Genomic DNA, 23,667 nt, shown 5'->3' with positions numbered 1-23,667 from the left:
GGAACCGCACGACCGGCCCGTCGGGCCCGCACTCGGCAACGGACCTGGACCCCCACGGTGGTCACCCGTACCGGCCCGTTCCGCCGGAGGCCCCCGCTTGTCAGTCGGATCCGGCAGAATTGATGCCAGGGCCAGCGCACGCGCCGAGCTGCCGGCAGAGGTAATCGAGGGGCACGTATGTCCGGACTGATCGACACCACGGAGATGTATCTCCGCACCATCCTCGAGCTCGAAGAGGAAGGCGTCGTCCCCATGCGCGCCCGCATCGCGGAGCGGCTCGACCAGAGTGGGCCGACGGTGAGCCAGACGGTGGCGCGCATGGAGCGTGACGGGCTCGTCTCCGTCGCCAGCGACCGGCATCTGGAGCTGACCGACGAGGGCCGAAGGCTCGCCACGCGTGTGATGCGCAAGCACCGGCTGGCCGAGTGTCTCCTCGTCGATGTGATCGGCCTGGAGTGGGAGCAGGTGCACGCGGAGGCCTGCCGCTGGGAGCACGTGATGAGCGAAGCCGTCGAGCGGCGCGTGCTGGAGCTGCTGCGGCACCCGACCGAGTCGCCGTACGGCAACCCGATCCCGGGGCTGGAGGAGCTGGGCGAGAAGGACGGCGCCGACCCGTTCCTGGACGAGGGCATGGTCTCGCTGGCCGACCTGGACGCGGGCACGGACGGCAAGACGGTGGTCGTCCGCCGGATCGGCGAGCCGATCCAGACGGACGCGCAGCTGATGTACACGCTGCGGCGCGCGGGTGTGCAGCCCGGCTCCGTGGTGAGTGTGACCGAGTCGGCCGGCGGTGTCCTGGTGGGCAGCGGCGGCGAGGCGGCCGAGCTGGAGGCGGACGTCGCCTCGCACGTGTTCGTCGCCAAGCGCTAGCAGGAGAGGGCCCCGGCGCCTGGTGGCGCCGGGGCCTGTCCTCCCCTGTGCTGACCCGGAGCCCCGAGCTCTCAGGGTCAACCCCCTCGGACCGTTTTTCCCCGAGCGGTCCGCCTCCCGCCAGAAGAGATCCCCTCGGTGGCGGCGATCATTCCTTCAGGGGTGTCACTCGAATGAGGGGTGTTGTCCGCGGAGACGGATTTTTCGAATGGACATTCGATAGATTGGCTGTTCTGCGGCGACAGGACGAGTACGACAGCGACAGCAGCGAGTACGAGCGAGTACGGCAGTACACCGGTACGAGGCAGGCGGAGCTGGGGGGTACCAGGCCGATGGCACGGCGTATCGACGTGACGGGAGCGGGTGGGGTGCGCCTGGCCGCCTGGGAGTTCGCCGACCCTCCCAAGACGGGACTCGATCCGGCGGACGACCCGGCGAAGGATCAGGTGGGCGTGCTGTTACTTCACGGCCTGATGGGCCGTGCCTCCCATTGGGCCTCGACCGCCCGCTGGCTCGCCGCACGCCACCGTGCCGTCGCCCTCGACCAGCGCGGTCACGGCCAGAGCGAGAAGCCCCCACAGGCCGCCTACACCCGCGAGGACTACGTCGAGGACGCCGAGGCCGCCCTCGAACAGCTCGGCCTCGCCCCCGCGCTCCTGATCGGCCACGCCATGGGCGCGCTGACCGCCTGGCAGCTCGCCGCGAAGCGCCCCGATCTGGTCCGGGGCCTGATCATCTGCGACATGCGGGCCTCCGCCCTGGGTGCCGCCTCGCAGCAGGAGTGGGCGGACTGGTTCCGGGCCTGGCCCGTTCCCTTCGCCACGCTGGCGGACGTACGCAAGTGGTTCGGTGCGGACGATCCCTGGGTGGAGCGGCCGAATCCGGCGCGTGGCGAGTTCTACGCCGAGGTGATGCACGAGGACCCCGACGGCTGGCGGCCCGTGTTCGAGCCGGAGCAGATGCTCCGGTCCCGTGAGACCTGGGTGTACGACGCGCACTGGGAGGAGCTGGCCCAGGTGCGGTGCCCGGCGCTGGTGGTGCGTGGGGTGGACGGGGAGCTGGGGCGGGCGGAGGCGCAGGAGATGGTGCGGGTGCTGCCGGCCGGGGAGTACGCGGAGGTTTCTGACGCCGGGCACCTTGCGCACTATGAACTGCCGTCGGCTTGGCGGGAGGCTGTGGGGCCGTTTCTTGATCGGGTGCTCGGGAACTGAGCGCGTGGGAGCCTGCCGGGTCGGTGTCTCGTTGGCGGGTGCGGCCCGGTGGGTGGTTCTCGCGCAGTTCCCCGCGCCCCTTGGGTGAGTCTCCTCAGCCCTTGCTGACAGCCGTGAGGATCTCCGGCAGCCGTGCCGCCGTTCTCGGAGCTGCCAGGCGCAGGCCCGTGAAGGTCAGCCCTGCGCCGTACGCCGCTCCCACCGGCAGGAGCAGCCACCTCCAGTCCGCCCCGTCCGCGCTCACGTGGAGCCAGATGGTGAGGGCGATGACGGGGGAGCAGAGCAGGGCCGCTGCGATCATGCCGCCGAAGATGGAGATCCAGGCGAGGCCCGCCTGGCCGGGGACGACGTTCTTGTGGCCCTCCTGGGGGATGGAGTAGGGGAAGCGGGCCGAGGTCCAGGAGCCGGTCGCGAGCATCGCCCCGAGCAGGGCGTAGGACAGCCCCAGCACCTCCGGCAGCCGGGACCAGGCGCCCAGCAGGGCCGTCGTCACCACCGTCACGAGCGCCGCGTACGGCAGGGTGATCAGCAGCAGCGCCAGGGCGCGGCCGCGCAGCTCGGCGTAGGCGTCCCGGGGCGAGGAGATGGCCATGGCCACCATCCAGAACGCGGAGGTGTCCTGCCCGAACTGGTTGTACATCTGGATGCCGAGCATCCCGGCGGCGAAGCAGGCGAAGTAGAGCGACCCGGTGCCCTGCACCGCGTTGAACACCGGCACGATCAGCCCGATGGCCAGCGAGGACACCCAGGCGGCCTTGGTCTTCGGGTCCCGCCAGATGTAGCGCAGGCTGCGTTCCATGACCGTACCCGTGCGGCCCTGCGGAAGCAGCCGCCCGAGTCCGGTGGCCGACCGGCTGCGGACCGCGGCGTCGACCGGCTGCAGCGTGGAGGCGTCGGGCGCGGTCATCAGCCGGGTCAGGCTCCGCGCCCAGAGCGCGATCAGTGCCGCCAACCCGGCCGCTGTGACGGCGAGTTGGGCGGCTGCGATGCCGTACGACCCCTCGCTCGCCGCGCGTACCGCCCCCACCGCCGACGCCGGCGGCACCCAGGACAGCACGTCGGCGGCGGGCTGCAACTGGCCGAGCCCGGCCGAACCCAGCTGCCGCGCCCCGAAGTTGACCAGCTGCGCCCCGACCGCGATGACCAGCCCGCTCAGTACGGCCAGATCGCGGCCCTTCCTGCTGGTCAGCAGCCGTACGTTGGCCGTGGCGACGGCCCGCGCCAGCGCCACGCAGACCAGCAGGGCGAGGGCGACGGCGACGACGGCGACGACGTACCCGGCCGCGCCCCGGGCCAGCGACAGCGCGCAGCCCGCCAGCACCAGCAGCGTGAACAGCGGGCCGATGCCCACCAGGGAGGCCGCGAGCAGCGCCCGGACCAGCGGGCGGGGACGCAGCGGGAGCATCACCAGCCGGGTCGGGTCCAGGGTCTCGTCGCCGGTCGGGAAGAACAGCGGCAGCACGGCCCAGCCCAGCGCCAGCACGGCCGTACCCGGTACGGCGACGGCGTCGGCGTGCGCGCGCCCGTGCAGGGCGAGCAGCCCCAGCAGTTGCAGCAGGGCGAACAGGACCGCGATGACCGCCGACACGACGAACGCGGCCCGTCGGCCCCCGGACTGCCGCAGCCCGCCCCGCAGCAGTGACAGTTTCAGCCGTACGACGGTGGAGGTGAGGTTCGTCATCGGGCCGCCCCGCCGCCCAGCCAGTCCAGATCGGACCCGACGTCCCGGCCGGTCGCCCCGACCAGCTCCAGGAACGCACCCTGGAGCGTCGGATGCATCCCGCGCACCTCGGAGAGCGGGCCGGTCGCGCGGATCCGCCCGGCCGCCATCACCGCGACCCAGTCGCACAGCGACTCGACCAGCTCCATGACGTGCGAGGAGAAGACGACGGTGGCACCGGAGGCGGTGTACCGCTCCAGGACGCCCCGGATGGTCTGGGCGGACACCGGGTCGACGCCCTCGAACGGCTCGTCCAGGAAGAGCACCTCGGGATTGTGCAGGAGCGCGGCGGCGAGCCCGATCTTCTTGCGCATGCCGGTCGAGTAGTCGACGACGAGCTTGTGCTGGGCGCCGGCCAGGTCGAGGACGTCCAGCAGCTGCGTGGCCCGCTTGTCGACCTCGTCCCCCGGCAGTCCGCGCAGCCGCCCCGAGTACCCGAGCAGCTCCCGCCCCGACAGCCGCTCGAACAGCCGCAGCCCTTCGGGAAGGACGCCGATCCTCGCCTTGACGGCCACGGGATCCCGCCACACGTCATGACCGACGACCTCGACGGTCCCGCCGTCGGGCCGCAGCAGTCCGGTCACCATGGAGAGAGTCGTCGTCTTCCCGGCTCCGTTCGGCCCGACCAGCCCGATGAACTTCCCGGCGGGCAGATCGAGATCGATCCCGCCGACAGCCACTTGCTGCCCGAACTGCTTCCAGAGCCCACGCACGCGTACCGCAGCTTCCGTCATGCATGAAGGTTACGGCGGTGGCAGCGCCCACAAGGGCGCGGGACTGTGCCTGATACGCGGCTCCGCCGCGTGGGCGCGACAACCACAACGAGTCCGTGGCCGCCGACGCACGAGGAACCACGCGGACGAGACGGCTACCGGTCCCGCCCGCACGCGTACGCGAGCGGCGAGATCAACTCCTCCGCGTCCGGCAACCACCGATTCGCCGGGGTCGGCCGACAGGCCCACTGCACAGCACCACGCGACCCGAACCGCGTCGGAGGAGCGGCCACATACGCTCCCTCACCCAGCGCCACCAGATCCAGCGACGAAAGCGACCACCCGAGCTTGCGCACCAGCTCCGGCACCTTCGCGGCACCTCCCGGCAGCACGAAGAAGTGCATCCGCCGATCCGGACTCAGCGTGACCGGCCCCAGCGTCAGCTCCATCCGCTCCATCCGGGCGAGCGCCAGAAACCCCGCACTCTCCGGGACGGACAACGCGTCGAACGTCCGCCCCGTCGGCAGCAGAATCGAAGCCGTCGGCTGCTTGTGCCACATCCGGCGTGCGACGGTCGCGCTGCCGGTCGCCTGCGTCGCCCAGTCGGGGCGCGCGGGGTGCGCACCCGGCGCAGGGCAGGAGGCCTCGCCGCACGAGCAGCGCTGCGTTCCGTCGACCGCTTCCAGCCAGGTGCCCGGGAACACGTCCCAGTGCCGTTCCTCGGCGTAGCGTACGGCGGTCTCCAGCAGCGATTCCCCGCGTTGCTTCGGAATCTGACCGGCAATCTGAGTGTTCTCGGCGCCCGCGATCGTCTCTTCCACGCCCCTCTCAACTCCCGCGCCCACCTGGAGTTACGGCTGCAGTGCGCGCGGGGGTGGAGCATCGATTCGGCAGTCGGGGCGCATGGGTGCACGGGTGGGGGCGCGCGGGAGGAAGTGGGGCGTGACCTGGGTAGCCAGGGGTGGGGTGGCAAGCACCTTTACCCCGGCAAACCGCACATGTCGCGCATTGACGGTATGTCAACTGGGCAGTGATCTTCCCGTACGGATCACCACCGATCACTCGGCCGGAACTTCACGCTCCGGGGGCTCGCACCGCAGGGGGTAGTCCATGGCCGCAAGGCCTCTCGTGGCGAGGCAGCCGAACGAACGGCTGCAGGCGCTCATCCAGGAAGCGGGGTGCTCGAACGCCGGGCTGGCCCGGCGGGTCAACATGTGCGGCGCCGAGCACGGCCTCGACCTGCGCTACGACAAGACGTCCGTGGCCCGCTGGCTGCGCGGACAGCAGCCACGGGGCCGCGCCCCGGCGATCATCGCGGAGGCGATCGGCCGCAAGCTCGGCCGTACGGTCACGATCGACGAGATCGGCATGGCCAACGGCAAGAACCTCGCCTCGGGGGTGGGTCTCCAGTTCTCGCCGACGGTACTGGGGGCCATCGAGCAGGTCTGCGAGCTGTGGCGCAGCGACGTGGGCCGGCGGGACTTCCTGTCCGGCTCCTCCGTCGCCGCCTCCGCGCTGGTCGAGCCCAGCCGCGACTGGCTGATCTCGGCACCGGACGCCCAGGTGGCCCGGCAGGCGGGCCCCCGGGTGGGGCAGGCCGACGTGGCGGCCGTACGGTCCATGACGCAGGCGCTGACCGACCTGGACCACCAGTTCGGCAGCGGGCATGTGCGGCCGGTCGTCGTGCACTACCTCAACAGCGTCGTCTCCGGGCTGCTCGCCGGCTCGTACCGGGAGACGGTCGGGCGGGAGCTGTTCGCATCCGTCGCCCGGTTGACCGAGCTCGCCGGGTACATGGCGGTGGACACCGGCCAACCGGGGCTGGCCCAGCGGTACTACATCCAGTCGCTGCGGCTCGCGCAGGCCGCCGGGGACCGTGGATACGGCGGCTACGTCCTCGCCGCCTCCATGAGCCATCTCGCCGCCCAGCTCGGAAACCCGCGGGAGATCGCCCAGTTGGCGCGGGCGGCGCAGGAGGGGGCGCGCGGGCGGGTGACCCCGCGCGTGGAGACGATGTTCCACGCGGCCGAGGCGCGCGGGCACGCCCTGCTCGGCGACGGGCGCGCGGCGCAGGCGTCCATCGGACGGGCGGTGACGGCGATGGAGCAGGCGGACGACTCCTCCGGCGACGACCCGGTGTGGATCCGGCACTTCGACGAGGCGTACCTCGCCGACGAGTTGGCGCACTGCCACCGCGATCTCGGCCAGTCCGAGCAGGCGGCCCGGTACGCCGAGCAGTCGCTCGCGGGGCACCCGGAGTCCCGGGCCCGGCGGCGCGCCATCGGCTATGTGCTGCTCGCCACGGCCCAGGTGCAGCAGCGGGAGGTCGAACAGGCCTGCAGCACCGGCCTGAAGGCGGTGGAGCTGCTGGAGACGCTCCGCTCCAACCGGGGCGCCGAATACCTGGAGGATCTCCAGCAGCGCCTGGAACCGTTCCGGGAGGAGGCGGTGGTACGGGAGTTCGGGGCGCGCCTCGATCTCCAGCAGGCCGCGTGAACACCGGCCCCGCGGCGGCGTGAACGCACGGCGAACGGCACCCGGATCCGTGCGGGTGTCAGGGCGGCGTCGCGCGGGGCGGTGCTGTTACCGCTGTCACAGGAAAGAAGATCGCGCCCTGAGCTGCATAGCACCCGGCTCCGGGGACCCGGTAGCGTGAGCCCGATTCACAAGGTCCCCCATTAGTAGGAGTCCCGGTGACGCAGAGTGGACAGGGCGAGGAGCCCTCGGCGCGGACGGCGCGCGAAGGCATCGTGCTGCCCTCCGACGGAGGCGAGCCCTTGCTGCCCGGCATGACCGGAGCGCCCGCCCCGGCCGCGCCGGCCGGCGGGCAGGCCTGGGGCGGCTCCTGGGGGCCCGAGCAGCATCCGTCCCAGCCCGGCCAGGGCTGGCCCCCGGCGGCGGCGCAGCAGTGGCACACCCAGGACGCCCCGAACCAGTACCCGCCCGCCGCGAGTCCCGGCCCGCTGCCCCCGGAGGGCGCCCCCGCGCCGGAGTACGGCCAGATACCGTCGTACGACCACTCCGGCGCGCCGGGCGGTGGCTACGGCGCCGGCCAGCAGCCCGGGTACGGCGCGGCACACGATCCGTACCAGCAGCAGTCCCTGCCGCAGCCCCACCAGCAGCACCAGCAGCCGTATGCGCAGCCGTCGGGCGGCGCCGCCGCGCCGCTTCCGCCGGCCCTTCCGGACCCCTACCAGGCCGCCGGTGCCCCGCTGCCCGCGGCGGACGAGGGTGCGACCCAGTACATTCCGCCGGTGCGGACGGCGGCCGTCCCCGAGGGTGCCACGCAGTACCTGCCGCCGGTGCCGGCCGTCCCCGCCGACGAGGGCGCGACCCAGTACATCCCGCCGGTGGCGCCCGGCGCGCTGCCCCCCGAGGCGGGCGGCGGCGAGGAGACGCGCTACCTCGGCCGCGTCCCGCAGCAGACGCCCGCGCCCGCGTCGCCCGACGCGGAGGCCACCCAGTTCATCCCGCCGTACGCCGCGCAGGCACAGGGTGGGGAGCGGCAGCCGTCGGACGGGTTCGACCACCTCTTCCGGGGCGGTCCGGCGGGCGGTGACGGCCCGGCCGGGGCCACCCAGCAGATGCCGCGTGTCCAGCAGCCTGCCGCCTACCCGGGCCCGGCGTACGGTGCGCAGCAGCCGTCGCCGTCGTACGCCCCCGCACACGACGACGACCGGCCGCGCGGCCGGTCGCGCGTGCCGCTGATCGCCGCGATCGGCGTCGGCATCGTCGTCATCGGTGTGGGCGTCGGCGCGCTGCTCAGCGGCGGCGGCAAGGACCAGGGCGCCGACGGCAAGCCGGTCGCGGCCACGTCCCCGGCCCCCGGCCAGAGCTCCGGACCGGCCGCCGATCCGGCCCGGCAGCAGGCGGTCGAGCTGGACAAGCTGCTCGCCGACAGCGGCAGCAGCCGCGCCTCGGTGATCAGGGCGGTGGCCGACGTCAAGAACTGCGACAACCTCGACGGGGCGGCCTCCGATCTGCGTGCCGCCGCCAGGCAGCGCGGCGACCTGGTCACCCGGCTCGGCAAGCTGTCCGTCGACAAGCTGCCGAACAACGGCGCGCTCACCACCGCGCTGACCCAGGCCTGGCAGGCGTCCGCCGCGGCCGACAACCACTACGCGGCCTGGGCCGGTCAGGCCAAGAACCACAAGGTCTGCCGCAAGGGCCACGCCCGCGTCACGGGCGAGACGCAGGCCGGCAACCGGGCGAGCGGCACCGCCAGCGCGCAGAAGGTGAAGGCGGCGGCGCTGTGGAACGCGATCGCACAGAAGTACGGCCTGACCCAGCGCCAGCCGGTCCAGCTGTGAGCACCCCGCTGTGAGCAGCCGGGTGTGAACACCCGGCTGTGAGGGACGCGCCGGCGGGCGTCACTGCACGTCGGCGTTCTCCAGCGTCCGCGTCATGTCGGTGGTGCCGTCGAGTCCGCCGACGCCCTTGCGTGCGGCGACCAGCCGGCCGTCCTGGACCACCTGCAGGGTGACGTCGGCGTTGACCATCCGCGGGAAGCCGACCGCGGCGAGCGTGCTCGAGCGGGTCCACCGCAGGGTCGGGGTGAGCCCGCCGGTGGAGACCCGCAGGCCGTCGTCGAGGGTGCGGCGCACGGAGTCGGAGGTCACGTCCCCGTCGCCGATCTTGTCCAGGACGGCCTTCAGCACGGTGTAGGCGATCCAGGTGGTCTGCACTCCGGCGTCCGCGGGGTCGATGCGGTTGTCGCCGAAGGCCTCCTCGTTGATCACCTTCTTCATCGGGTCCCACCGCGCGTCCGAGGCCGGGGGGTACCAGCCGGTGATGTACGCCCCCTCGTACGGCCCGTCCGCACCGCCGGTGGCGTTGATCACGGTCTGGTCGACGCTGCCGAGCACGGTCGCGAGCCGTACCGTGGGGAAGCTCCCGCGCTCCCGCCGGAAGGAGTCCATGAAGGTGTCGGTGCGGTCGCCGAGCGCGGGGACCACGCAGCCCTTCCTGAGCGGGTCCTTGGTGGCGTTCCGCAGCGCCCGGTCGGCCTGGTCGCCGTATTCGGTGGCGTCCTCCTCGGCGAGCTGGTCGCCGGCCTTGGCGTGCCTGCCGGCCTGCAGCCCGGAGTCGAGCAGCACGGGCAGTTCGTCGCCGGCGATGCTGTCGGGGCGGACCAGGGAGATGTCGCCGCAGGAGGCCGCGAGAGCCTTGCCGAGGCCGGCGAGCAGGGCGGGCTGGCCGCCGTTGACCGGGTAGGACATCTGGCCGGTGAACTCGTCGTTGGTGACGCCGTAACCGCCGATGTAGGGGATGCCGGCGCCTTCCAGCGGGGCGGAGTAGGAGTCGGTGAACTGGCTGTAGGAGCCGACGACCGCGACCACGTTCTCGTCGGCCGCGTACCGGGCGCACTTGGCGGCGCCCACGCTGTCGTTGTGGTCGTTGCAGGTCAGGATCTTCAGCTTGCGGCCGTTGATGCCGCCGTGCCCGTTGATCCACTTCGCGTAGGCGAGGGCCATCGCGGGCATGCCGGGCTTGTTGGTGGCGTCGGTGTCCTGCGGCGCCCACGTCATGACCTTGATCGGATCATCCCCGGAGCCCCCCGTGGCACCGGGGATGACCCCGCATCCGGCGGTGAGCGACGCACAGAGGGCCACGGCGCCCGCGGTCAGGGCGGTGGCTCTGCCGGGGCGGAGTGAGGGATGGAGGAAGGTACTAACGGTGCGTCGCCTGCCGGTCATGTGCACGCACGATTCCCTCACACGACTAACCGGTGAGTGACCCTGGGTCAATGAAAGGTGACACCGAGGTGAATTGCAGGGGTCGGTGAGACTGGTGTGACGAGGAACGTACGATCGATGACCGTGCAAGGTTCGGAGAACTCTTCCCGTCGCGGCCGTCGCTCCTCCACCATGGGCGGCATGCCCCTAAGCGACATGCCGTGGTGGCGCTGGCGCAGCAATGTGCGCTCGGCGCTGCACATGCTCTCCGACCCCCTGTTCCAGCGGGACGTCTGGCTGGCCGGCGTGGACGGGTACGGCGACGTCACGGACGCCGTCTACCGGCTGGTGGAGGACACCTGGCTGGACAACTGGTCCGCGGAGAAGTACGTCGGCACGATATTCCGGGACTCGCAGGAGGCGGCCCTCGTGGACACCGCCGTGCTGCGGGTGCTGCGGATCATGCACCAGGTCGGCCCGGACGCGCCGGTCGCCGCGTACCTCGAACACGAGGGGTGGCCGGAGGCGGTGCGGGCGGCGCGGGACGCGCATGTCCGGATGGCGGCGAGTGACGAGGAGGACCCGGACGCGCCGCCGAAGAGCCTGGAAGTGCTGCGCATCATGACGCGGACGGCGTAGACGCACCGCCCGCTCGTCCCGCCCGGTCTGCCGCCGTGCCTCCCGCCCGGTCGTGCCGCCGTGGCCCCCGCGCTGCCGTCCCGGACTGCCCTCCCGCCGTCCCGCCCTGCGGGACGATCACCCACGGCGGGCGGCCGACGTGAGAACCTGTAGTGCATGAGCGAGCAGTCCGCGGCCGCCGCCGCCCCGGCCGACCAGTACGTCCTCACCCTCTCCTGCCCGGACAAGCAGGGCATCGTGCACGCCGTGTCGAGCTACCTCTTCATGACCGGCTGCAACATCGAGGACAGCCAGCAGTTCGGCGACCACGACACGGGTCTGTTCTTCATGCGCGTCCACTTCTCGGCCGAGTCGCCGGTGACGGTGGAGAAGCTGCGGGCGAGCTTCGCGGCGATCGGTGACTCCTTCCACATGGACTGGCAGATCAACCGGGCCGACGAGAGGATGCGGATCCTGCTCATGGTCAGCAAGTTCGGGCACTGCCTGAACGACCTGCTGTTCCGCGCCCGGATCGGCGCGCTGCCGGTGGAGATCGTGGGCGTGGTCTCGAACCACACCGAGTTCGAAGAGCTGGTGGGCTCCTACAACATTCCCTTTCACCACATTCCGGTCACGAAGGACACGAAGTCGCAGGCCGAGGCGAAGCTGCTGGACATCGTGCGCGAGGAGGGCGTCGAGCTGGTCGTCCTCGCCCGCTACATGCAGGTCATCTCGGACGACCTGTGCAAGCAGCTCAGCGGCCGGATCATCAACATCCACCACTCCTTCCTGCCGAGCTTCAAGGGCGCGAAGCCGTATCACCAGGCGCACGCCCGGGGTGTCAAGCTCATCGGGGCGACCGCGCACTACGTGACCGCCGACCTGGACGAGGGGCCGATCATCGAGCAGGAGGTCGAGCGGGTGGGGCACGACGTGACCCCGGATCAGCTGGTGGCCCTCGGCCGGGACGTGGAGTGCCAGGCGCTGGCGCGGGCGGTGAAGTGGCATGCGGAGCGCCGCATCCTGCTGAATGGCCGACGGACCGTGGTGTTCGCTTAGCGACTCGGAGCGCGTTGTGGTCCGGCGGCCGCGAGACCGGAACCCGCCCCTACAGTCGGCTCAACCCCGCCGTGGCGAACAGGACATCCCTGATCGCCTCCCGGTCGCCGACCTGCCCCACCGCCGCGTCCTCCGGAGGAATGCGGCCGGCGGCCAACCGGCAGAACTCCACGCCGTCCAGCGCCACATGGGCCACCTCGAGGTCCGCGGAGCCCACCGCCGCCGGTGAGTCCAGCGGGATCAGCCACTCGCCGCCCGCCGCGCCCTCGATCTCCAGCCGCAGGCTGCGGCCGGGCTCGCCGGCGAGCCCGAGGTGCCGTCCCCGGCTGGGCGAGGCCAACCCTGCCTGCCGGCGTTCCGCCAGCGCGGCGGGAAGCATCCGGGCCGCGAGATCGATCATCCGGTTCAGGTGGCGCGGCGGGGGCGGCTGGTACGGGTAGTCCACCGCGTCCGCGATGTCCTCGGCGTGCACCCAGCACTCGAAGGCCCGGTCCAGCATCGCGTCGTGCAGCGGCAGCTCGAAGTCGCCGTACGACACCGCCAGTCCGCCCGCGTGCCCGCCGGTGAAGGACACCGTCCGCACCAGGCCGTGGCTCTGCTCCCGCCAGGGCCCCCGCACCGAGCGGGTCGGCGGGAAGTGGGTGGTCTGCCAGAAGGCCTCGGTGCGCTCGGCCGGGCCCACCGCGTGCTGCGCGGCCGCGCCGAGGATCTCGGTCAGCGGGTCCTCCAGGCCGAGCCCGAGCGCGATCAGCCCGTCCACGGACAGCAGGTGCGCGATCACACCGGCCACCGTCGTACGACGGCTCCGCGCCGTGTCGGCCTCGAACCACCGCAGCCGCACCGGCGCATGCCACTCCGCGTCCCCGAAGTCCTGCAGCAGGGCGTCCAGGCGGGCGGTCTCGGCGTCGTACGGCGCCGCCCACTCGGGCACCGGGATGCGCGGCGGCCGGCGTTCCAGGCAGCTCGCCAGGACGCGGGCGCGCAGGGCCGGGTCCAGGTCGAGGCTCTCCGGCTGGTGCAGCAGGCCGACCGCCTCGCGCAGCCGGCGGGCCTCGTCGGCGCAGCTGCCGCAGGAGCCGAGGTGGTCCTCGACGGTCGCCGTCTCCGCCGCCGAGCAGGCGGCCAGCGCCCAGGCGCCGAGGAGCGATTTCAGGACGTCGTGCGGCAGGTCGAGCGGCACGGGCGTGAGGTCCCCCAGGTCGGCGAGGCCGGGCAGCGGACGCCCGCTGTCCTCGACGGAGGCGCGGGGCGTCGGTATGCGCGCCGGCCGGTCCGGGTCGGGCCCGCCGGTATCACGGGGGTCCTGCCCCGAGCCGCCGCCGGCGCCCTCGCCGGTGTGACCGTTATCACCCCGGCCGCCGTCGCCCTCGTACGGCCGGCCCTCGCGCCGCTCCTCGTCTCCCGGCCCCCCGTGCTCGCCATGTGCGCTGTGCTCGTCGTGTGCCTCGAACCCCTCCGCTCCGCTCACACCGCACCCCCGTGTTCCGGCGGCGTCCCGGCGTCATGGGCGGTGGAGAGCAACTGCAGGCCGAGGCGGAGCCGGCGGCGGGCCTCGTCCTCGGTGACGCCGAGGTCGGTGGCGGTCTGGCGGTAGTCGCGGCGCTGGAAGTAGGCCAGGTCGAGGGCGGCGCGCAGCGGGGCGGGCATGGAGTGGACGATGTAGTCGGCGCGGGCGGCGACCGAGGCGCGGCGCACCTTGCGTTCCAGTGCCGTCAGGGAGTTGCCGCCCCGCGGCAGGGCGGCGGCCTCGCTGTCGCGCAGCCGCTGCACCGCGAACCGGTTGGTCACGTCGGCGACCCAGGTGCGCAGCGGGCCCTTCTTGGGGTCGTAGGTCTCGGGGTGTTCCCAGAGGTGGGCGAAGACCTCACGGGTGAGGGTGTCGGCGGCCTTCTCGTCGCCGAGGACGCGGTGGGCGAGGCCGTGCACGAGCGAGGCGAAGCGGTCGTACAGCTCGCCGAGGGCGGCCGCCTCACCGCGGGCGAGGCGCTGCTGCATCTTGCGATCCCAGCGGGGCGGTACGTCCTTCGCGGCCATGTGGTCCCCTCCCCTCACCCGTGTCCGGCTCGTCCAGCCTGTCTGCACCGTCTTCTCGAATGTAGTCGGCACGTCCGACAGCGCACGCCCCTTTGTGTCAATGCGCGCCCCCGGAAGGGCTGCAGGTGATAGTGCCCTCTTCACATAACCCTCACACAAGCTGTGTGCATCTATGATCAAACCGGATCGGTAGTGACCGAAACAACCCCCTTGTCGATCACGTCTGGTTTGTGGTTCGACGTTTCAGGGGATGGCCGCTGGGCAGCCGCGCGGAAGCAAGCGTAGGAACTGCTTCCGTTTCCGGGCGGTTCCGGGAGTTCCGGCGAGCGGAGGGGCAGGGACGTGGCATTCAACGTGACCGGCGTCGAACAGGGCGAGTGGGCCGTGCTCCGGGTGTCCGGGGAACTGGACCTGATGACCTCGCCGATATTGCGTCAACGTGTGCACGACGTCGTCGCCGAGGGTCACCACAGCCTCGTCGTGGATCTGTCCGACGTCTTCTTCTGCGACTCCAGCGGGGTCGGCGTCCTCGTCGCCGCCCGCAGGCTGATCCGCTCCTGCCAGGGCCGGCTCCGGCTGATCCTGCCCGACCGGGGGGCCGACGACGGCTCGCACGTCAACCGGGTCCTCGGCGCGCTCGGTGTCCGCCGGCTCTTCGACGTCCGGCCCGACGTCGAGTCCGCGACGACGGACGAGGCGGGCCCCCTCTCGGCCTGAGGCGCCGCCCGCGCCACGCCGGACTTTGCGACACGGCCACACTGTTGTCGCAAAATTCCCCCGGTCTTGGCACAACCACCGGATTTCCGCCATCAGACGGCCGCCCGCGTCATACGCTCCCTGCCAGGTCCCTCACGCACCCGTAGGACGACCGGAACGACGCACACGTAAGGCGGCCCGAACAGACATGGTCAGCACCGACTACGAGCGCAGGATCGCAGCCCGGTTCGCCACCTTCGACCAGGACGGCAACGGCTGGATCGACCGCGAGGACTTCAGCGCGGCGGCCAAGGCGCTCCTCGCCGAGTTCTCCGTGCCCGCACGCTCCGACAAGGGCCAGGCCCTGTACGCCGGCGCCGAGGCGTTCTGGCAGGGCATGGCCGGGATCGCCGACCGGGACGGCGACCAGCGCATCACCCGCGAGGAGTTCGTCACCGGCGCCGTCAAGCGCCTGCGCGACAACCCCCAGCGCTTCGCCGAGATCGCCCGCCCCTTCCTGCACGCGGCCCTCGCGGTGGCCGACACGGACGACGACGGCCGCCTCACGCTCGCCGACGCCGCCCGCGTCCTGCGTGTCCTCCACGTCCCGGCCGACCTCGCCGACACCGTCGCCACGACCCTCGACACCGACACCGACGGCACCATCACCGAGCCCGACATCATCCCGGCGTTCGCCCGCTACTTCACGGTGCCGGAGTAGCGGTTGGCCGAGGGACACCTGAACGCGGCCTAAGGGAACGGTCTTGAAAACCGTTCCCGCAGCTTGTACTTCAACACCTTCCGCAGGGTGTCGTTCCGGGGCAGTGCCTCCACCACTTCCAGGCGTTCCGGCAGCTTGTGCGGGGACAGGCCTGAGGAGCGCAGGTAGGAGACGGCATCCGGCAAGGTCAACTCGGTGGCGCCCGGCGGCTGTTCGACGACCGCGCAGACCAGCTCCCCCCGGTCCGCGTCCGGCAGGCCGATCACCGCCGCGTCCGCCACCGCGGGGTGTGCGGCGAGGAGGTCCTCGATCTCCTTGGCGGAGATGTTCTCGCCCTTGCGGATGATCACGTCCTTCAGGCGGCCGGTGAGGACGAGGTGCCCGGAGTCCGTCACCTGGCCCAGGTCGCCGGTGCACAGAAAGCCGTCGGGGTCGAAGGCGGCGGCCGTCTGGGCGGGGTCCAGATAGCCCTGGCAGACGGCCTCGCCGCGCAGTCGCACCTCGCCGTCGACGATCCGGATCTCCATGCCGGCCGGCGGGCGGCCCTCGGTCGTGGCCAGGTTCTCCGGGGTGTCCTCGGGGTCGCCCATGGTGATCATCGGGACCTCGGTCATGCCGTACCCGTGGGTGAGCTGGACGTTCATCTCGCGGACCACGCAGTGGTAGACCTCGGGGGGCTTCGGCGCGCCGCCGCCCGCGAGCAGACGCAGGGACGGGATCAGCTTCTCGCCCGGTTGCTTGCGCTGCTCGGCCAGGAACATCGAGTAGAACGCCGTGGAGCCGCCGGCCACCGTCACCTTGTGCCGCCGGTACTCCGCCAGCGCGTCCGGCAGCGCGAAGTGCTCGAACAGCACCGCCGGGAAGCCGTGGAGCAGGAGCATCACCATGTAGTCGGGGCCGCCTATGTGGGCGTACGGGAAGGCGATCGAGCCGACGTCGTCCGGTGCCGGGCGCAGGGCGTGGGCGAGGCAGGAGCCGCCGGCGATCAGGGAGCGGTCGGTGTGGAGTACGCCCTTGGGGTCGGAGGTGGTGCCGGAGGTCCAGTAGATCCAACGGACCGAGGTGCCCTCGGCGGGCGGGGCGGGGAGGGCGGACGGGTCGCCGTCGGGGAGGGCGTCGTACGCCTCGAAGATGCCCTTCGCGCCGAGGCGGCGGGCCATCTCCGTGTGGTCGTGGCCCCGCCAGACCCCCGGCACCGCGAAGAACTCCGCCTTCGACTCGCGCAGCGCGAAGCCGACCTCCCGGTCCCGGTAGAAGGGGATCACCGGGGACTGAACGGCGCCCAGGCGGGCCAGCGCGAAGGACAGCAGGGCGGTCTCGATGCGGGTGGGCAGCTGCCAGGCGACCACCGTGCCCGGCCGCACGCCCATGCCGTACAGGCCCGCCGCCACCCGCTCGGCACGCGCGCGCAGCTCGCCGAAGGTCAGCCGGCGGTCGCCCTGGAGGAGGACGGGACGGTCGGGTGTGAGATCGGCGCGGCGGGCGACCAGGTCCCACAGCGTGCGGGCGGAGCTCAGGGCGTGCGGGGTGCCGTTCACGTCTGCCCCCTCCTTGGCTGACGACTCGTCAGGTAGCATGTTATCTGACGGACCATCAGATCAGTACCGTCCGGCGGAGGGGACCCATGACCGAACTGCCCCGCATCATCAGCGTCGACGACCATGTGATCGAGCCCGCCCACCTCTTCGAGACCTGGCTGCCGGCCCGGTACCGGGACCGTGGTCCCAAGCCGCTGACCGCCGGAATCGGGGAACTCGCCTACGTCGGCGGCAAGTACCGGATCACCATGGACCCGGCCGGCCAGCCGACCGACTGGTGGATCTACGAGGACCTGAAGTTCCCGTACAAGCGCAACATCGCCGCCGTCGGCTTCGACCGGGACGAGATGACCCTGGAGGGGATCACCCGGGAGCAGATGCGCCCGGGGTGCTGGGACCCCGGCGAGCGGCTGAAGGACATGGACCTCAACCATGTGGAGGCCAGCCTCTGCTTCCCGACCTTCCCCCGCTTCTGCGGGCAGACCTTCGCCGAGGCGCACGACAAGGAGGTCGCCCTCGCCTGCGTGCGCGCCTACAACGACTGGATGGTGGAGGAGTGGTGCGGCGACAGCGGCGGCCGCCTCGTCCCGCTGTGCCTGATCCCGCTGTGGGACGTCGGACTGGCCGTCGCGGAGATCCGGCGCAACGCCGAGCGCGGGGTCCGGGCGGTGACCTTCTCCGAGATCCCCACCCACCTCGGACTGCCGTCCATCCACTCCGGCTACTGGGACCCCTTCTTCGCCGTCTGCCAGGAGACGGGGACGGTCGTCAACATGCACATCGGCAGCAGCTCGCAGATGCCGGCCGCATCGCCCGACGCCCCGCCCGCCGTCCAGGCCTCGCTGAGCTTCAACAACGCGATGGCCTCGATGATGGACTACCTCTTCAGCGGGGTCCTGGTGAAGTTCCCGCGGCTCAAACTCGCCTACTCCGAAGGACAGATGGGCTGGATCCCGTACGCCCTGGAGCGCGCCGACGACGTGTGGGAGGAGCACCGCGCCTGGGGCGGGGTCAGGGACCTGATCCCCGAGCCGCCGTCCACGTACTACTACCGGCAGATCTTCTGCTGCTTCTTCCGCGACAAGCACGGCGTCGCGTCGCTGGACGTGGTGGGCAGGGACAACGCCACCTTCGAGACCGACTACCCCCACGTGGACTCGACCTTCCCGCACACCAAGGAGGTCGCGCTCGACCATGTGAAGGGCCTGGACGAGGAGACGGTGTACAAGCTGATGCGGGGCAACGCCATCCGCATGCTGGACCTGGACTTCGACCGGTGACAGACCTGTCGTACACGCCCGAGGAGGAGGACTTCCGCTCCCGGCTCCGGGAGTGGCTCGCCAAGGCGCTGCCCACGCTGCCGCCGAAGCCGTCGCCCGACGACTGGCCCGCGCGCAGGGCGTACGACCTGGGCTGGCAGCGGATGCTGTACGACGCCGGGTACGCCGAGGTCCACTGGGACGCCTCGCCGACGACCCGGCTGATCTTCCTGGAGGAGACGGAGAAGGCCGGCGCGCCCTACGTGGGGGCGGGTTTCGTCGGGCTGCTGCATGCCGGCCCGACCATCGCCGCCGAGGGCGCACCCGAGCAGCGGGCGCGCTGGCTGCCGCCGATCCTGCGCGGCGAAGAGGTGTGGTGCCAGGGCTTCAGCGAACCGGACGCGGGATCCGACCTGGCGTCGCTGCGCACGCGCGCGTGGCGCGACGGTGACGACTACGTGGTCACCGGGTCCAAGATCTGGACGTCCCACGCCGAGGTCGCCGACTGGTGCGAACTGCTGGTCCGCACCGACCCGGACGCGCCCAGGCACCGGGGCATCACCTGGCTCGCGATGCCCATGTCCGCCGACGGCATCACCGTACGGCCCCTGCGCACGCTCGCCGGGTCCGCCGAGTTCGCGGAGGTGTTCCTGGACGAGGTACGCGTGCCGGTGGCGAACCGGGTGGGGGCGGAGAACGACGGCTGGCGCGTGACCATGGTGACCCTGTCCTTCGAGCGCGGCACGGCGTTCGTCGGCGAGGTGGTGGCCTGCCGCCGCGTCCTGGCCGGGCTCGCGGCCGAGGCCCGGCGCAGCGGCCGCTGGGACGACCCGGTACTGCGGCGCGGGCTCGGCCGCCTGGAGGCGGAGTTCCGGGCGCTGTGGCGGCTGACCCAGTGGAACGTGAGCGAGGCGGAGGCGAGCGGCGGGGTGCCGGGGGCCGGCGGCTCGGTCTTCAAGCTCCGCTATTCGCACGCCCGCCAGGAGTTGTACGACGTGGCGGCCGACGTACTCGGCCCGGCGGGCTTCGACCTGGACCAGCCCTGGGTCCTCGACCGCCTGTCCTCCCTGTCGTACACGATCGCCGCGGGCACCTCACAGATCCAGCGCAACATCCTGGCCGAGCGGATTCTGGGGCTGCCGAAGGGGAGATGAGCGTGCGTTTCCAACTCACCGAAGACCAGCGCGCGTTGAAGACCGGTGTACGGGAACTGCTCGACCGGCGGTTCGGGCGGGAGGCGCTGCGGGCGGCCGTCGAGGCACCGGGGCGGCTCGACCGGGAGCTGTGGCGCTCGCTCGGGGACGCCGGGTTCTTCGCCCTGCGGCTGCCCGAGGGGCAGGGCGGGGTCGGGCTGGGGCTGCCGGAGGCGGTGCTGGCCTTCGAGGAGGCGGGCAGGGCCCTGCTGCCCGGACCGCTCGTGGCGACCCACCTGGCGGCCGGGAGCGTACCGGGCGCGGCCACCGGGGAGACGGTGGTGGCGGCGGTGGACGGGGAGTTGGTGGAGTGGCTGGAGGCCGCGGACGTGGTACGGGGGGATTCGACGGGCGCCGTACCGCTGCGCTCCGTCGACCCCCTGACCCCACTGCACCGCATCCCCGCCCCCACCCGCCGCCATACCGCCGCAGAAACCGCCGGCCCCGGCACCGGCCCCGGCACGCCCACCCCCACCCCCGAATCCATCTCCATCCTCCTCACCGCCGCCGAGCAACTCGGCACCGCCGTACGCGTGCAGGAGCTCGCCGTGCAACACGCCCGTACTCGCGAGCAGTTCGGGCGGCCGATCGGGGCCTTCCAGGCCGTGCAGCATCTGTGCGCGGACGTGCTGGCGCGGACCGAGACCGCGCGCGTCGCCGTGTACGCGGCCGCCGTCACCGGCGACCCCGCCGACATCGCCGCCGCCCGGCTGCTCGCCGACGAGGCCGCCGTACGCGGGGCCCGTGACTGCCTTCAGGTGCACGGCGGCATGGGGTTCACCTGGGAGGCGGACGTGCATCTGCACCTGAAGCGGGCCTGGGTGCGTGCCGGGCGTGGCGGCGGGAGTACGGAGAGTGAGGAGCTGCTCGCCGCACGGTTGGTGGCCTGACGGGACGACCGCGTCCTGGACTGCGCCGCCGGAAAAGCCTTGGCCCAGGATGTCGCGGATTGTGGCACGCCGGTATCACGGAGCGTCGATACCTGGTTGTGTCCTTGGCGAGGCTCGTCACATCCCGTCGTCGGGCGTCTGCTCCGGTACCTTGTGTGGGATGCGAGTGGCTGCGAGCACGAGCCGGGCCGGCGGCGCCCCTGGGGCGGCACCGGGTCGCGCGGTGCGCGTCGCTGCTCGCGGGGCGGTGAAGGCGTCGGCCGACGCCTGTTCGACTCCCCCGCACGAGCGTCGCACAGTATGCCGCACGCGTACTCCTTCGCGCTGGAATATGCCCGAAGCGCTTGTTGGGGTGACTGTACGTCAACCATGCTGTCTCCAAAGGGAATCACGTTCCGTGACCCTTGCTCTGGCCGTTGTTCTGGCCATGCAGAAAATGGCTACGATCGTGGCCCTCGTGATCGACCGCGCGGCCGCAGCGGCCGTGGCGGCCGGGTGGCGTGGGGTCATGTGTCCGCCGGTTCGGATGGTGTGAGCGGTGCAGGTGCTTCAAGTGCAGCTGGAGATCCGGCCCGACCCCACAGAGGTGGGCCGGGCGAGGAGGTGGGCCCGCTCGCGGCTCCCCGGGCTCGGCATAGAGGCCGACGAGCCGCTGGCCGAGACCCTGATCCTGCTCGTCTCCGAGCTGGTGACCAACGCGGTCGTGCACACCGGCCACGCGGCCGTGCTCCGGCTCTCCCTGCCGGGCACGGCGGCCGAACCGTCCGGAACCACCGGACCGGCTTCAGCCACCGGACCGGTCGCGACCACCGGACCGGTCGCCGTCGCCGGGCCGTCCGGAGCCGCCGCACCGACCGCGACCACCGGGCCGTCCGGAACCATCGAGCCGATCGCCACCACGGATCCGTCCGGAACCGCCGATCCGCCGGCGGCACCCGCCGCGGCCACCGTGCGCGTCGAGGTGGCGGACAGCAGCTCCCGCGCCCCCGTGCCGCGTTGCGCCGGCGGTGACGCGACCGGCGGCCGCGGCCTGGCCCTGGTGGACTGCCTGGCCGATCGCTGGGGCTGGAGCCCGGAAGGCGCCGGCAAGAGCATCTGGTGCGAACTGGACCGCTGTTCACAGCCCAGGGAGAGCGTGGCGATGGCGTACGGGGGCGGACTGTCCGCATACGAGGGTCTCGCCTTCGAAGCGGTGTAGCACCCGGCGCGGCGGTGCGCCGGGGGTGCATCCGTGCGCGGGTGCCGCGAACAGGGCAGACGTAACAAATCCCCGTACCGGCGTTGACGACCCGTGACCGCCTGAACACGCTTGTGGGCGACGATTCGCCGCGAGGGGACGGCGAGGGCCTGGGTGACGGCGGCTCTCGCCGAGTGTGGGTCGCACCCGGTGGGCGGCGCGTGCGCGTGACGGTGGGGGGAGGCGCGCCGCCCGCCGGTCAACCCCCCCGTCTCTGGTTCTCAGAGGACGGCCACGGGGGCCACCGGGGTGCCCGTCGCGCCGACGAACGGCTCGGGCATGGCCGACAGCAGGAACGCGTACCGCCCCTCTTGTCCACAGGCTGTGGACAACTCTTCGAGATTCCAGTTCTGGCCCTGGAGCATCCCCATCTCCACCAGGTCCAGGGCGTGCACGGGCAGCCACAGATTCTCGGACTCGGGCGGAAATATCTCAAAAGTGAGCGTGTCGTTCGCGACCGCCGCCACGTCGCGCGCGTGGAACCACTCCGGCGTACGCAGGGACAGTCCCGGCGACGGATAGCCGTACCCGTGCCTGTCCCCGGCCAGATACACCCCCACCTGCCCGGTGCGGACCAGCACGATGTCACCGGCCCGGACCCGGACCCCGCCGAACTCCTCGGCCAGCTCCAGATCCTCCGGCGTCACCGCATGGCCCCCCGCCAGCCGGTCCACGCCACGCGCGCGTGCCACGTCCAGCAGCACCCCGCGCGAGACGATGTGCCGCGCCTTGTCGATCCCGCTGAACTCGGCACCGCCGTGCGCGGTCACCGTGTGCGCCGGGCGGCCGTTGTAGATCCGGCCCGAGTGCGAGACGTGCGTGAGGGCGTCCCAGTGGGTGCCGGCCTGGAGTCCCATGGTCACCGCGTCGTCGCTGCACGCCACCGTGCCCGGTCCGAACAGCTCCTGGTTGATCTGCACCATGGCGTGGAGGGGGTTGACCCGCCCCGGGATCACGCCCGTCTGCACGCCGTCCTGCCGGAGGGGAAGCGCGAGGGGGACGCGGCGTCCGGTGCGGACACAGGCGGCGGCCTCGCGGACGATCGCGTCGGTGATCAGGTTCAGCGTGCCGATCTCGTCGTCCTCCCCCCAGCGGCCCCAGTTGTTCACGCGCTTCGCGATCTCGTGGAACTCCTCCGGCAGTGCCATCCGGTGCCTCCCCGGGGCTTGTGTCCGTGCGTCCGGCGCGCCATAGAATCTAACGGACCATCAGAAACCGCGGGAAGGGGCCGGGCGTGGGGAACTTCTTGGCAGGAAAGGTCGTCGCCGTCACGGGCGCCGGGCGGGGCATCGGCCGGGCGGTCGCACGGGCGGCTGCCGCCGAGGGGGCGAAGGTCGTCGTCAACGACTACGGCGTCTCCGTCGACGGCGCCTCGCCCACCAGTGAGGTCGCCGAGGCCGTCGTCAAGGAGATCGAGGCGGCGGGCGGGGAGGCGGTGGCGGTCGCCGACGACATCTCCACGATGGCGGGCGGGCAGCGGGTGGTCGACGTGGCGCTGGCGTCGTACGGCCGGCTCGACGGGGTCGTGTGCGTGGCGGGGATCCTGCGCGAGCGCATGCTGTTCAACATGTCCGAGGAGGAGTGGGACCCTGTCCTCGCCACCCACCTCAAGGGCACGTTCACCGTCTTCCGGGCGGCGTCCGCGGTGATGCGGCGGCAGCGGTCCGGCACGCTGATCGGCTTCACCAGCGGCAACCATCAGGGCTCCGTCTCCCAGGCCAACTACAGCGCGGCGAAGGGCGGGATCATCTCGCTCGTCCGCAGCGCGGCGCTCGGTCTGCACAAGTACGGGGTCACCGCGAACGCGGTGGCGCCGGTGGCTCGTACGCGGATGTCGGCGAACGTTCCCACGGAGCTGACGGAGATCGGCGAGCCGGAGGATGTGGCGGCGCTGGTGACCTACCTGCTCTCCGGCAGTGCCGCCGAGCAGGGGATCACCGGGCAGGTGTACACCATTGCGGGGCCGAAGATCGCGGTGTGGGCACAGCCGCGTGAACTCCGTTCGGTGTACGGGGAGGGGTCCTGGACGCCGGAGCGGATCGCGGAGGTTCTGCCGGGGTCGGTGGGGGTGGATCCGATGCCGATGCTGTCCCAGCTCTTGGCGATGGAGGCTGCGGCGCGTGCTGGTTCTCGGCCGAACGCCCAATAGCTCGGGGCGCGTTGTGGTTCGGCGGCTGCGGGTGCGTCGTGGCTTGTCGCGCAGTTCCCCGCGCCCCTTGCGGGGCGCTCAAGC

20 protein-coding genes and 2 pseudogenes are annotated in these 23,667 nt (G+C 72.0%); 14 read left to right on the top strand and 8 right to left on the bottom strand.

Annotation, left to right across the window (positions count from 1 at the left end; all coding sequences use genetic code 11):
- The first annotated feature begins 177 nt into the window (after nt 1-177).
- A complete protein-coding gene (locus SRB17_RS30225; protein WP_020940714.1) occupies nt 178-870 on the top strand; it encodes a metal-dependent transcriptional regulator in 693 nt (230 codons plus the stop codon).
- Nucleotides 871-1,202: 332 nt separating this feature from the next.
- Nucleotides 1,203-2,081 (top strand): alpha/beta fold hydrolase, encoded by an 879-nt coding sequence (locus SRB17_RS30220; protein WP_153543549.1) that lies wholly within the window; start codon nt 1,203-1,205, stop codon nt 2,079-2,081.
- Nucleotides 2,082-2,175: 94 nt separating this feature from the next.
- Here SRB17_RS30220 and SRB17_RS30215 read toward each other — a convergent pair whose 3' ends face one another.
- The 3 genes from SRB17_RS30215 to SRB17_RS30205 all read right to left on the bottom strand — a co-directional run bounded on the left by SRB17_RS30215 (nt 2,176) and on the right by SRB17_RS30205 (nt 5,335).
- Entirely contained in the window at nt 2,176-3,762 is a 1,587-nt protein-coding gene (locus SRB17_RS30215; protein ID WP_153543310.1) for a transporter, read from the bottom strand.
- The gene (locus tag SRB17_RS30210; protein ID WP_153543309.1) at nt 3,759-4,535 is read right to left on the bottom strand and encodes an ABC transporter ATP-binding protein; all 777 of its coding nucleotides are present in this window, start codon (nt 4,533-4,535) and stop codon (nt 3,759-3,761) included. The genes SRB17_RS30215 and SRB17_RS30210 overlap by 4 nt, the downstream gene beginning before the upstream one ends.
- A 134-nt stretch (nt 4,536-4,669) precedes the next feature.
- Nucleotides 4,670-5,335: a bifunctional DNA primase/polymerase gene (locus SRB17_RS30205; RefSeq protein ID WP_323376445.1), complete on the bottom strand. Its 666-nt coding sequence runs from the start codon at nt 5,333-5,335 to the stop codon at nt 4,670-4,672.
- Between the two features lie 289 nt (nt 5,336-5,624).
- Here SRB17_RS30205 and SRB17_RS30200 point away from each other — a divergent pair, with 289 nt between their 5' ends.
- On the top strand, nt 5,625-7,010 hold the full coding sequence (locus tag SRB17_RS30200) for a transcriptional regulator (RefSeq protein WP_153543308.1): 1,386 nt from the start codon (nt 5,625-5,627) through the stop codon (nt 7,008-7,010).
- Between the two features lie 197 nt (nt 7,011-7,207).
- Nucleotides 7,208-8,824, top strand: coding sequence for a hypothetical protein (locus SRB17_RS30195; protein ID WP_323376444.1), 1,617 nt, complete (start codon nt 7,208-7,210; stop codon nt 8,822-8,824).
- A 60-nt stretch (nt 8,825-8,884) separates the two neighbouring features.
- On the opposite strand, the gene SRB17_RS30190 is transcribed toward SRB17_RS30195, so the two are convergent.
- On the bottom strand, nt 8,885-10,210 hold the full coding sequence (locus SRB17_RS30190; RefSeq protein ID WP_153543546.1) for an ABC transporter substrate-binding protein: 1,326 nt from the start codon (nt 10,208-10,210) through the stop codon (nt 8,885-8,887).
- A 117-nt stretch (nt 10,211-10,327) separates the two neighbouring features.
- Here SRB17_RS30190 and SRB17_RS30185 point away from each other — a divergent pair, with 117 nt between their 5' ends.
- Both SRB17_RS30185 and purU read left to right on the top strand, forming a co-directional pair.
- A complete protein-coding gene (locus SRB17_RS30185; protein ID WP_153543307.1) occupies nt 10,328-10,828 on the top strand; it encodes an SCO4402 family protein in 501 nt (166 codons plus the stop codon).
- 156 nt (nt 10,829-10,984) lie between these two features.
- Nucleotides 10,985-11,866 carry a formyltetrahydrofolate deformylase gene (gene purU / locus SRB17_RS30180; protein WP_153543306.1) on the top strand — a complete coding sequence of 294 codons (882 nt, stop codon included), beginning with the start codon at nt 10,985-10,987 and terminating at the stop codon, nt 11,864-11,866.
- Nucleotides 11,867-11,915: 49 nt separating this feature from the next.
- Here purU and SRB17_RS30175 read toward each other — a convergent pair whose 3' ends face one another.
- Both SRB17_RS30175 and SRB17_RS30170 read right to left on the bottom strand, forming a co-directional pair.
- Complete coding sequence (locus tag SRB17_RS30175; protein ID WP_323376443.1) at nt 11,916-13,334, bottom strand: MDMPI N domain containing protein; 1,419 nt, start codon at nt 13,332-13,334, stop codon at nt 11,916-11,918.
- A complete protein-coding gene (locus tag SRB17_RS30170) occupies nt 13,331-13,900 on the bottom strand; it encodes a sigma-70 family RNA polymerase sigma factor (RefSeq protein WP_153543305.1) in 570 nt (189 codons plus the stop codon). The genes SRB17_RS30175 and SRB17_RS30170 overlap by 4 nt, the downstream gene beginning before the upstream one ends.
- Nucleotides 13,901-14,242: 342 nt before the next feature.
- Here SRB17_RS30170 and SRB17_RS30165 point away from each other — a divergent pair, with 342 nt between their 5' ends.
- The gene (locus SRB17_RS30165) at nt 14,243-14,617 is read left to right on the top strand and encodes an STAS domain-containing protein (RefSeq protein WP_323376442.1); all 375 of its coding nucleotides are present in this window, start codon (nt 14,243-14,245) and stop codon (nt 14,615-14,617) included.
- Between the two features lie 187 nt (nt 14,618-14,804).
- A complete protein-coding gene (locus SRB17_RS30160) occupies nt 14,805-15,317 on the top strand; it encodes an EF-hand domain-containing protein (protein WP_153543303.1) in 513 nt (170 codons plus the stop codon).
- Nucleotides 15,318-15,346: 29 nt separating this feature from the next.
- Here SRB17_RS30160 and SRB17_RS30155 read toward each other — a convergent pair whose 3' ends face one another.
- Nucleotides 15,347-16,855 carry a class I adenylate-forming enzyme family protein gene (locus SRB17_RS30155; protein ID WP_323376441.1) on the bottom strand — a complete coding sequence of 503 codons (1,509 nt, stop codon included), beginning with the start codon at nt 16,853-16,855 and terminating at the stop codon, nt 15,347-15,349.
- Nucleotides 16,856-16,941: 86 nt separating this feature from the next.
- On the opposite strand from SRB17_RS30155, the gene SRB17_RS30150 reads away from it, so the two are divergent.
- The 5 genes and pseudogenes from SRB17_RS30150 to SRB17_RS46745 form a co-directional block, all read left to right on the top strand.
- Nucleotides 16,942-18,135 (top strand): amidohydrolase family protein, encoded by a 1,194-nt coding sequence (locus SRB17_RS30150; protein ID WP_153543301.1) that lies wholly within the window; start codon nt 16,942-16,944, stop codon nt 18,133-18,135.
- Nucleotides 18,132-19,268, top strand: coding sequence for an acyl-CoA dehydrogenase (locus SRB17_RS30145; RefSeq protein ID WP_323376440.1), 1,137 nt, complete (start codon nt 18,132-18,134; stop codon nt 19,266-19,268). Before SRB17_RS30150 ends, SRB17_RS30145 begins: the two co-directional genes overlap by 4 nt.
- 2 nt (nt 19,269-19,270) lie before the next feature.
- Nucleotides 19,271-20,197 (top strand): acyl-CoA dehydrogenase family protein, encoded by a 927-nt coding sequence (locus SRB17_RS30140; RefSeq protein WP_323376509.1) that lies wholly within the window; start codon nt 19,271-19,273, stop codon nt 20,195-20,197.
- Between the two features lie 553 nt (nt 20,198-20,750).
- Nucleotides 20,751-20,963, top strand: a pseudogene (locus tag SRB17_RS46750) (ATP-binding protein); the annotation flags it as partial.
- 171 nt (nt 20,964-21,134) lie between these two features.
- Nucleotides 21,135-21,395: pseudogene (locus SRB17_RS46745) on the top strand (ATP-binding protein); the annotation flags it as partial.
- Between the two features lie 260 nt (nt 21,396-21,655).
- On the opposite strand, the gene SRB17_RS30130 reads toward SRB17_RS46745, so the two are convergent.
- Nucleotides 21,656-22,582: a cyclase family protein gene (locus tag SRB17_RS30130; protein WP_153543299.1), complete on the bottom strand. Its 927-nt coding sequence runs from the start codon at nt 22,580-22,582 to the stop codon at nt 21,656-21,658.
- Nucleotides 22,583-22,668: 86 nt separating this feature from the next.
- On the opposite strand from SRB17_RS30130, the gene SRB17_RS30125 reads away from it, so the two are divergent.
- Nucleotides 22,669-23,583: an SDR family NAD(P)-dependent oxidoreductase gene (locus SRB17_RS30125; protein WP_323376439.1), complete on the top strand. Its 915-nt coding sequence runs from the start codon at nt 22,669-22,671 to the stop codon at nt 23,581-23,583.
- Nucleotides 23,584-23,667 lie beyond the last annotated feature (84 nt).

The sequence above is a fragment of the Streptomyces sp. RB17 genome (assembly GCF_009604455.1).
Taxonomy (GTDB): Bacteria; Actinomycetota; Actinomycetes; order Streptomycetales; family Streptomycetaceae; genus Streptomyces.
The sequence above is the reverse complement of the archived record's forward strand: the minus strand, read 5'-3'. Positions and strand labels throughout refer to the sequence as shown.

Excerpts from the sequence above, each read along its gene's own strand:
- SRB17_RS30225 (WP_020940714.1), top strand. The coding sequence starts at position 178 with ATGTCCGGACTGATCGACACCACGGAGATGTATCTCCGCACCATCCTC.
- SRB17_RS30220 (WP_153543549.1), top strand. The coding sequence starts at position 1,203 with ATGGCACGGCGTATCGACGTGACGGGAGCGGGTGGGGTGCGCCTGGCC.
- SRB17_RS30215 (WP_153543310.1), bottom strand. The coding sequence starts at position 3,762 with ATGACGAACCTCACCTCCACCGTCGTACGGCTGAAACTGTCACTGCTG.
- SRB17_RS30210 (WP_153543309.1), bottom strand. The coding sequence starts at position 4,535 with ATGACGGAAGCTGCGGTACGCGTGCGTGGGCTCTGGAAGCAGTTCGGG.
- SRB17_RS30200 (WP_153543308.1), top strand. The coding sequence starts at position 5,625 with ATGGCCGCAAGGCCTCTCGTGGCGAGGCAGCCGAACGAACGGCTGCAG.
- SRB17_RS30190 (WP_153543546.1), bottom strand. The coding sequence starts at position 10,210 with ATGACCGGCAGGCGACGCACCGTTAGTACCTTCCTCCATCCCTCACTC.
- SRB17_RS30185 (WP_153543307.1), top strand. The coding sequence starts at position 10,328 with ATGACCGTGCAAGGTTCGGAGAACTCTTCCCGTCGCGGCCGTCGCTCC.
- purU (WP_153543306.1), top strand. The coding sequence starts at position 10,985 with ATGAGCGAGCAGTCCGCGGCCGCCGCCGCCCCGGCCGACCAGTACGTC.
- SRB17_RS30170 (WP_153543305.1), bottom strand. The coding sequence starts at position 13,900 with ATGGCCGCGAAGGACGTACCGCCCCGCTGGGATCGCAAGATGCAGCAG.
- SRB17_RS30160 (WP_153543303.1), top strand. The coding sequence starts at position 14,805 with ATGGTCAGCACCGACTACGAGCGCAGGATCGCAGCCCGGTTCGCCACC.
- SRB17_RS30150 (WP_153543301.1), top strand. The coding sequence starts at position 16,942 with ATGACCGAACTGCCCCGCATCATCAGCGTCGACGACCATGTGATCGAG.
- SRB17_RS30130 (WP_153543299.1), bottom strand. The coding sequence starts at position 22,582 with ATGGCACTGCCGGAGGAGTTCCACGAGATCGCGAAGCGCGTGAACAAC.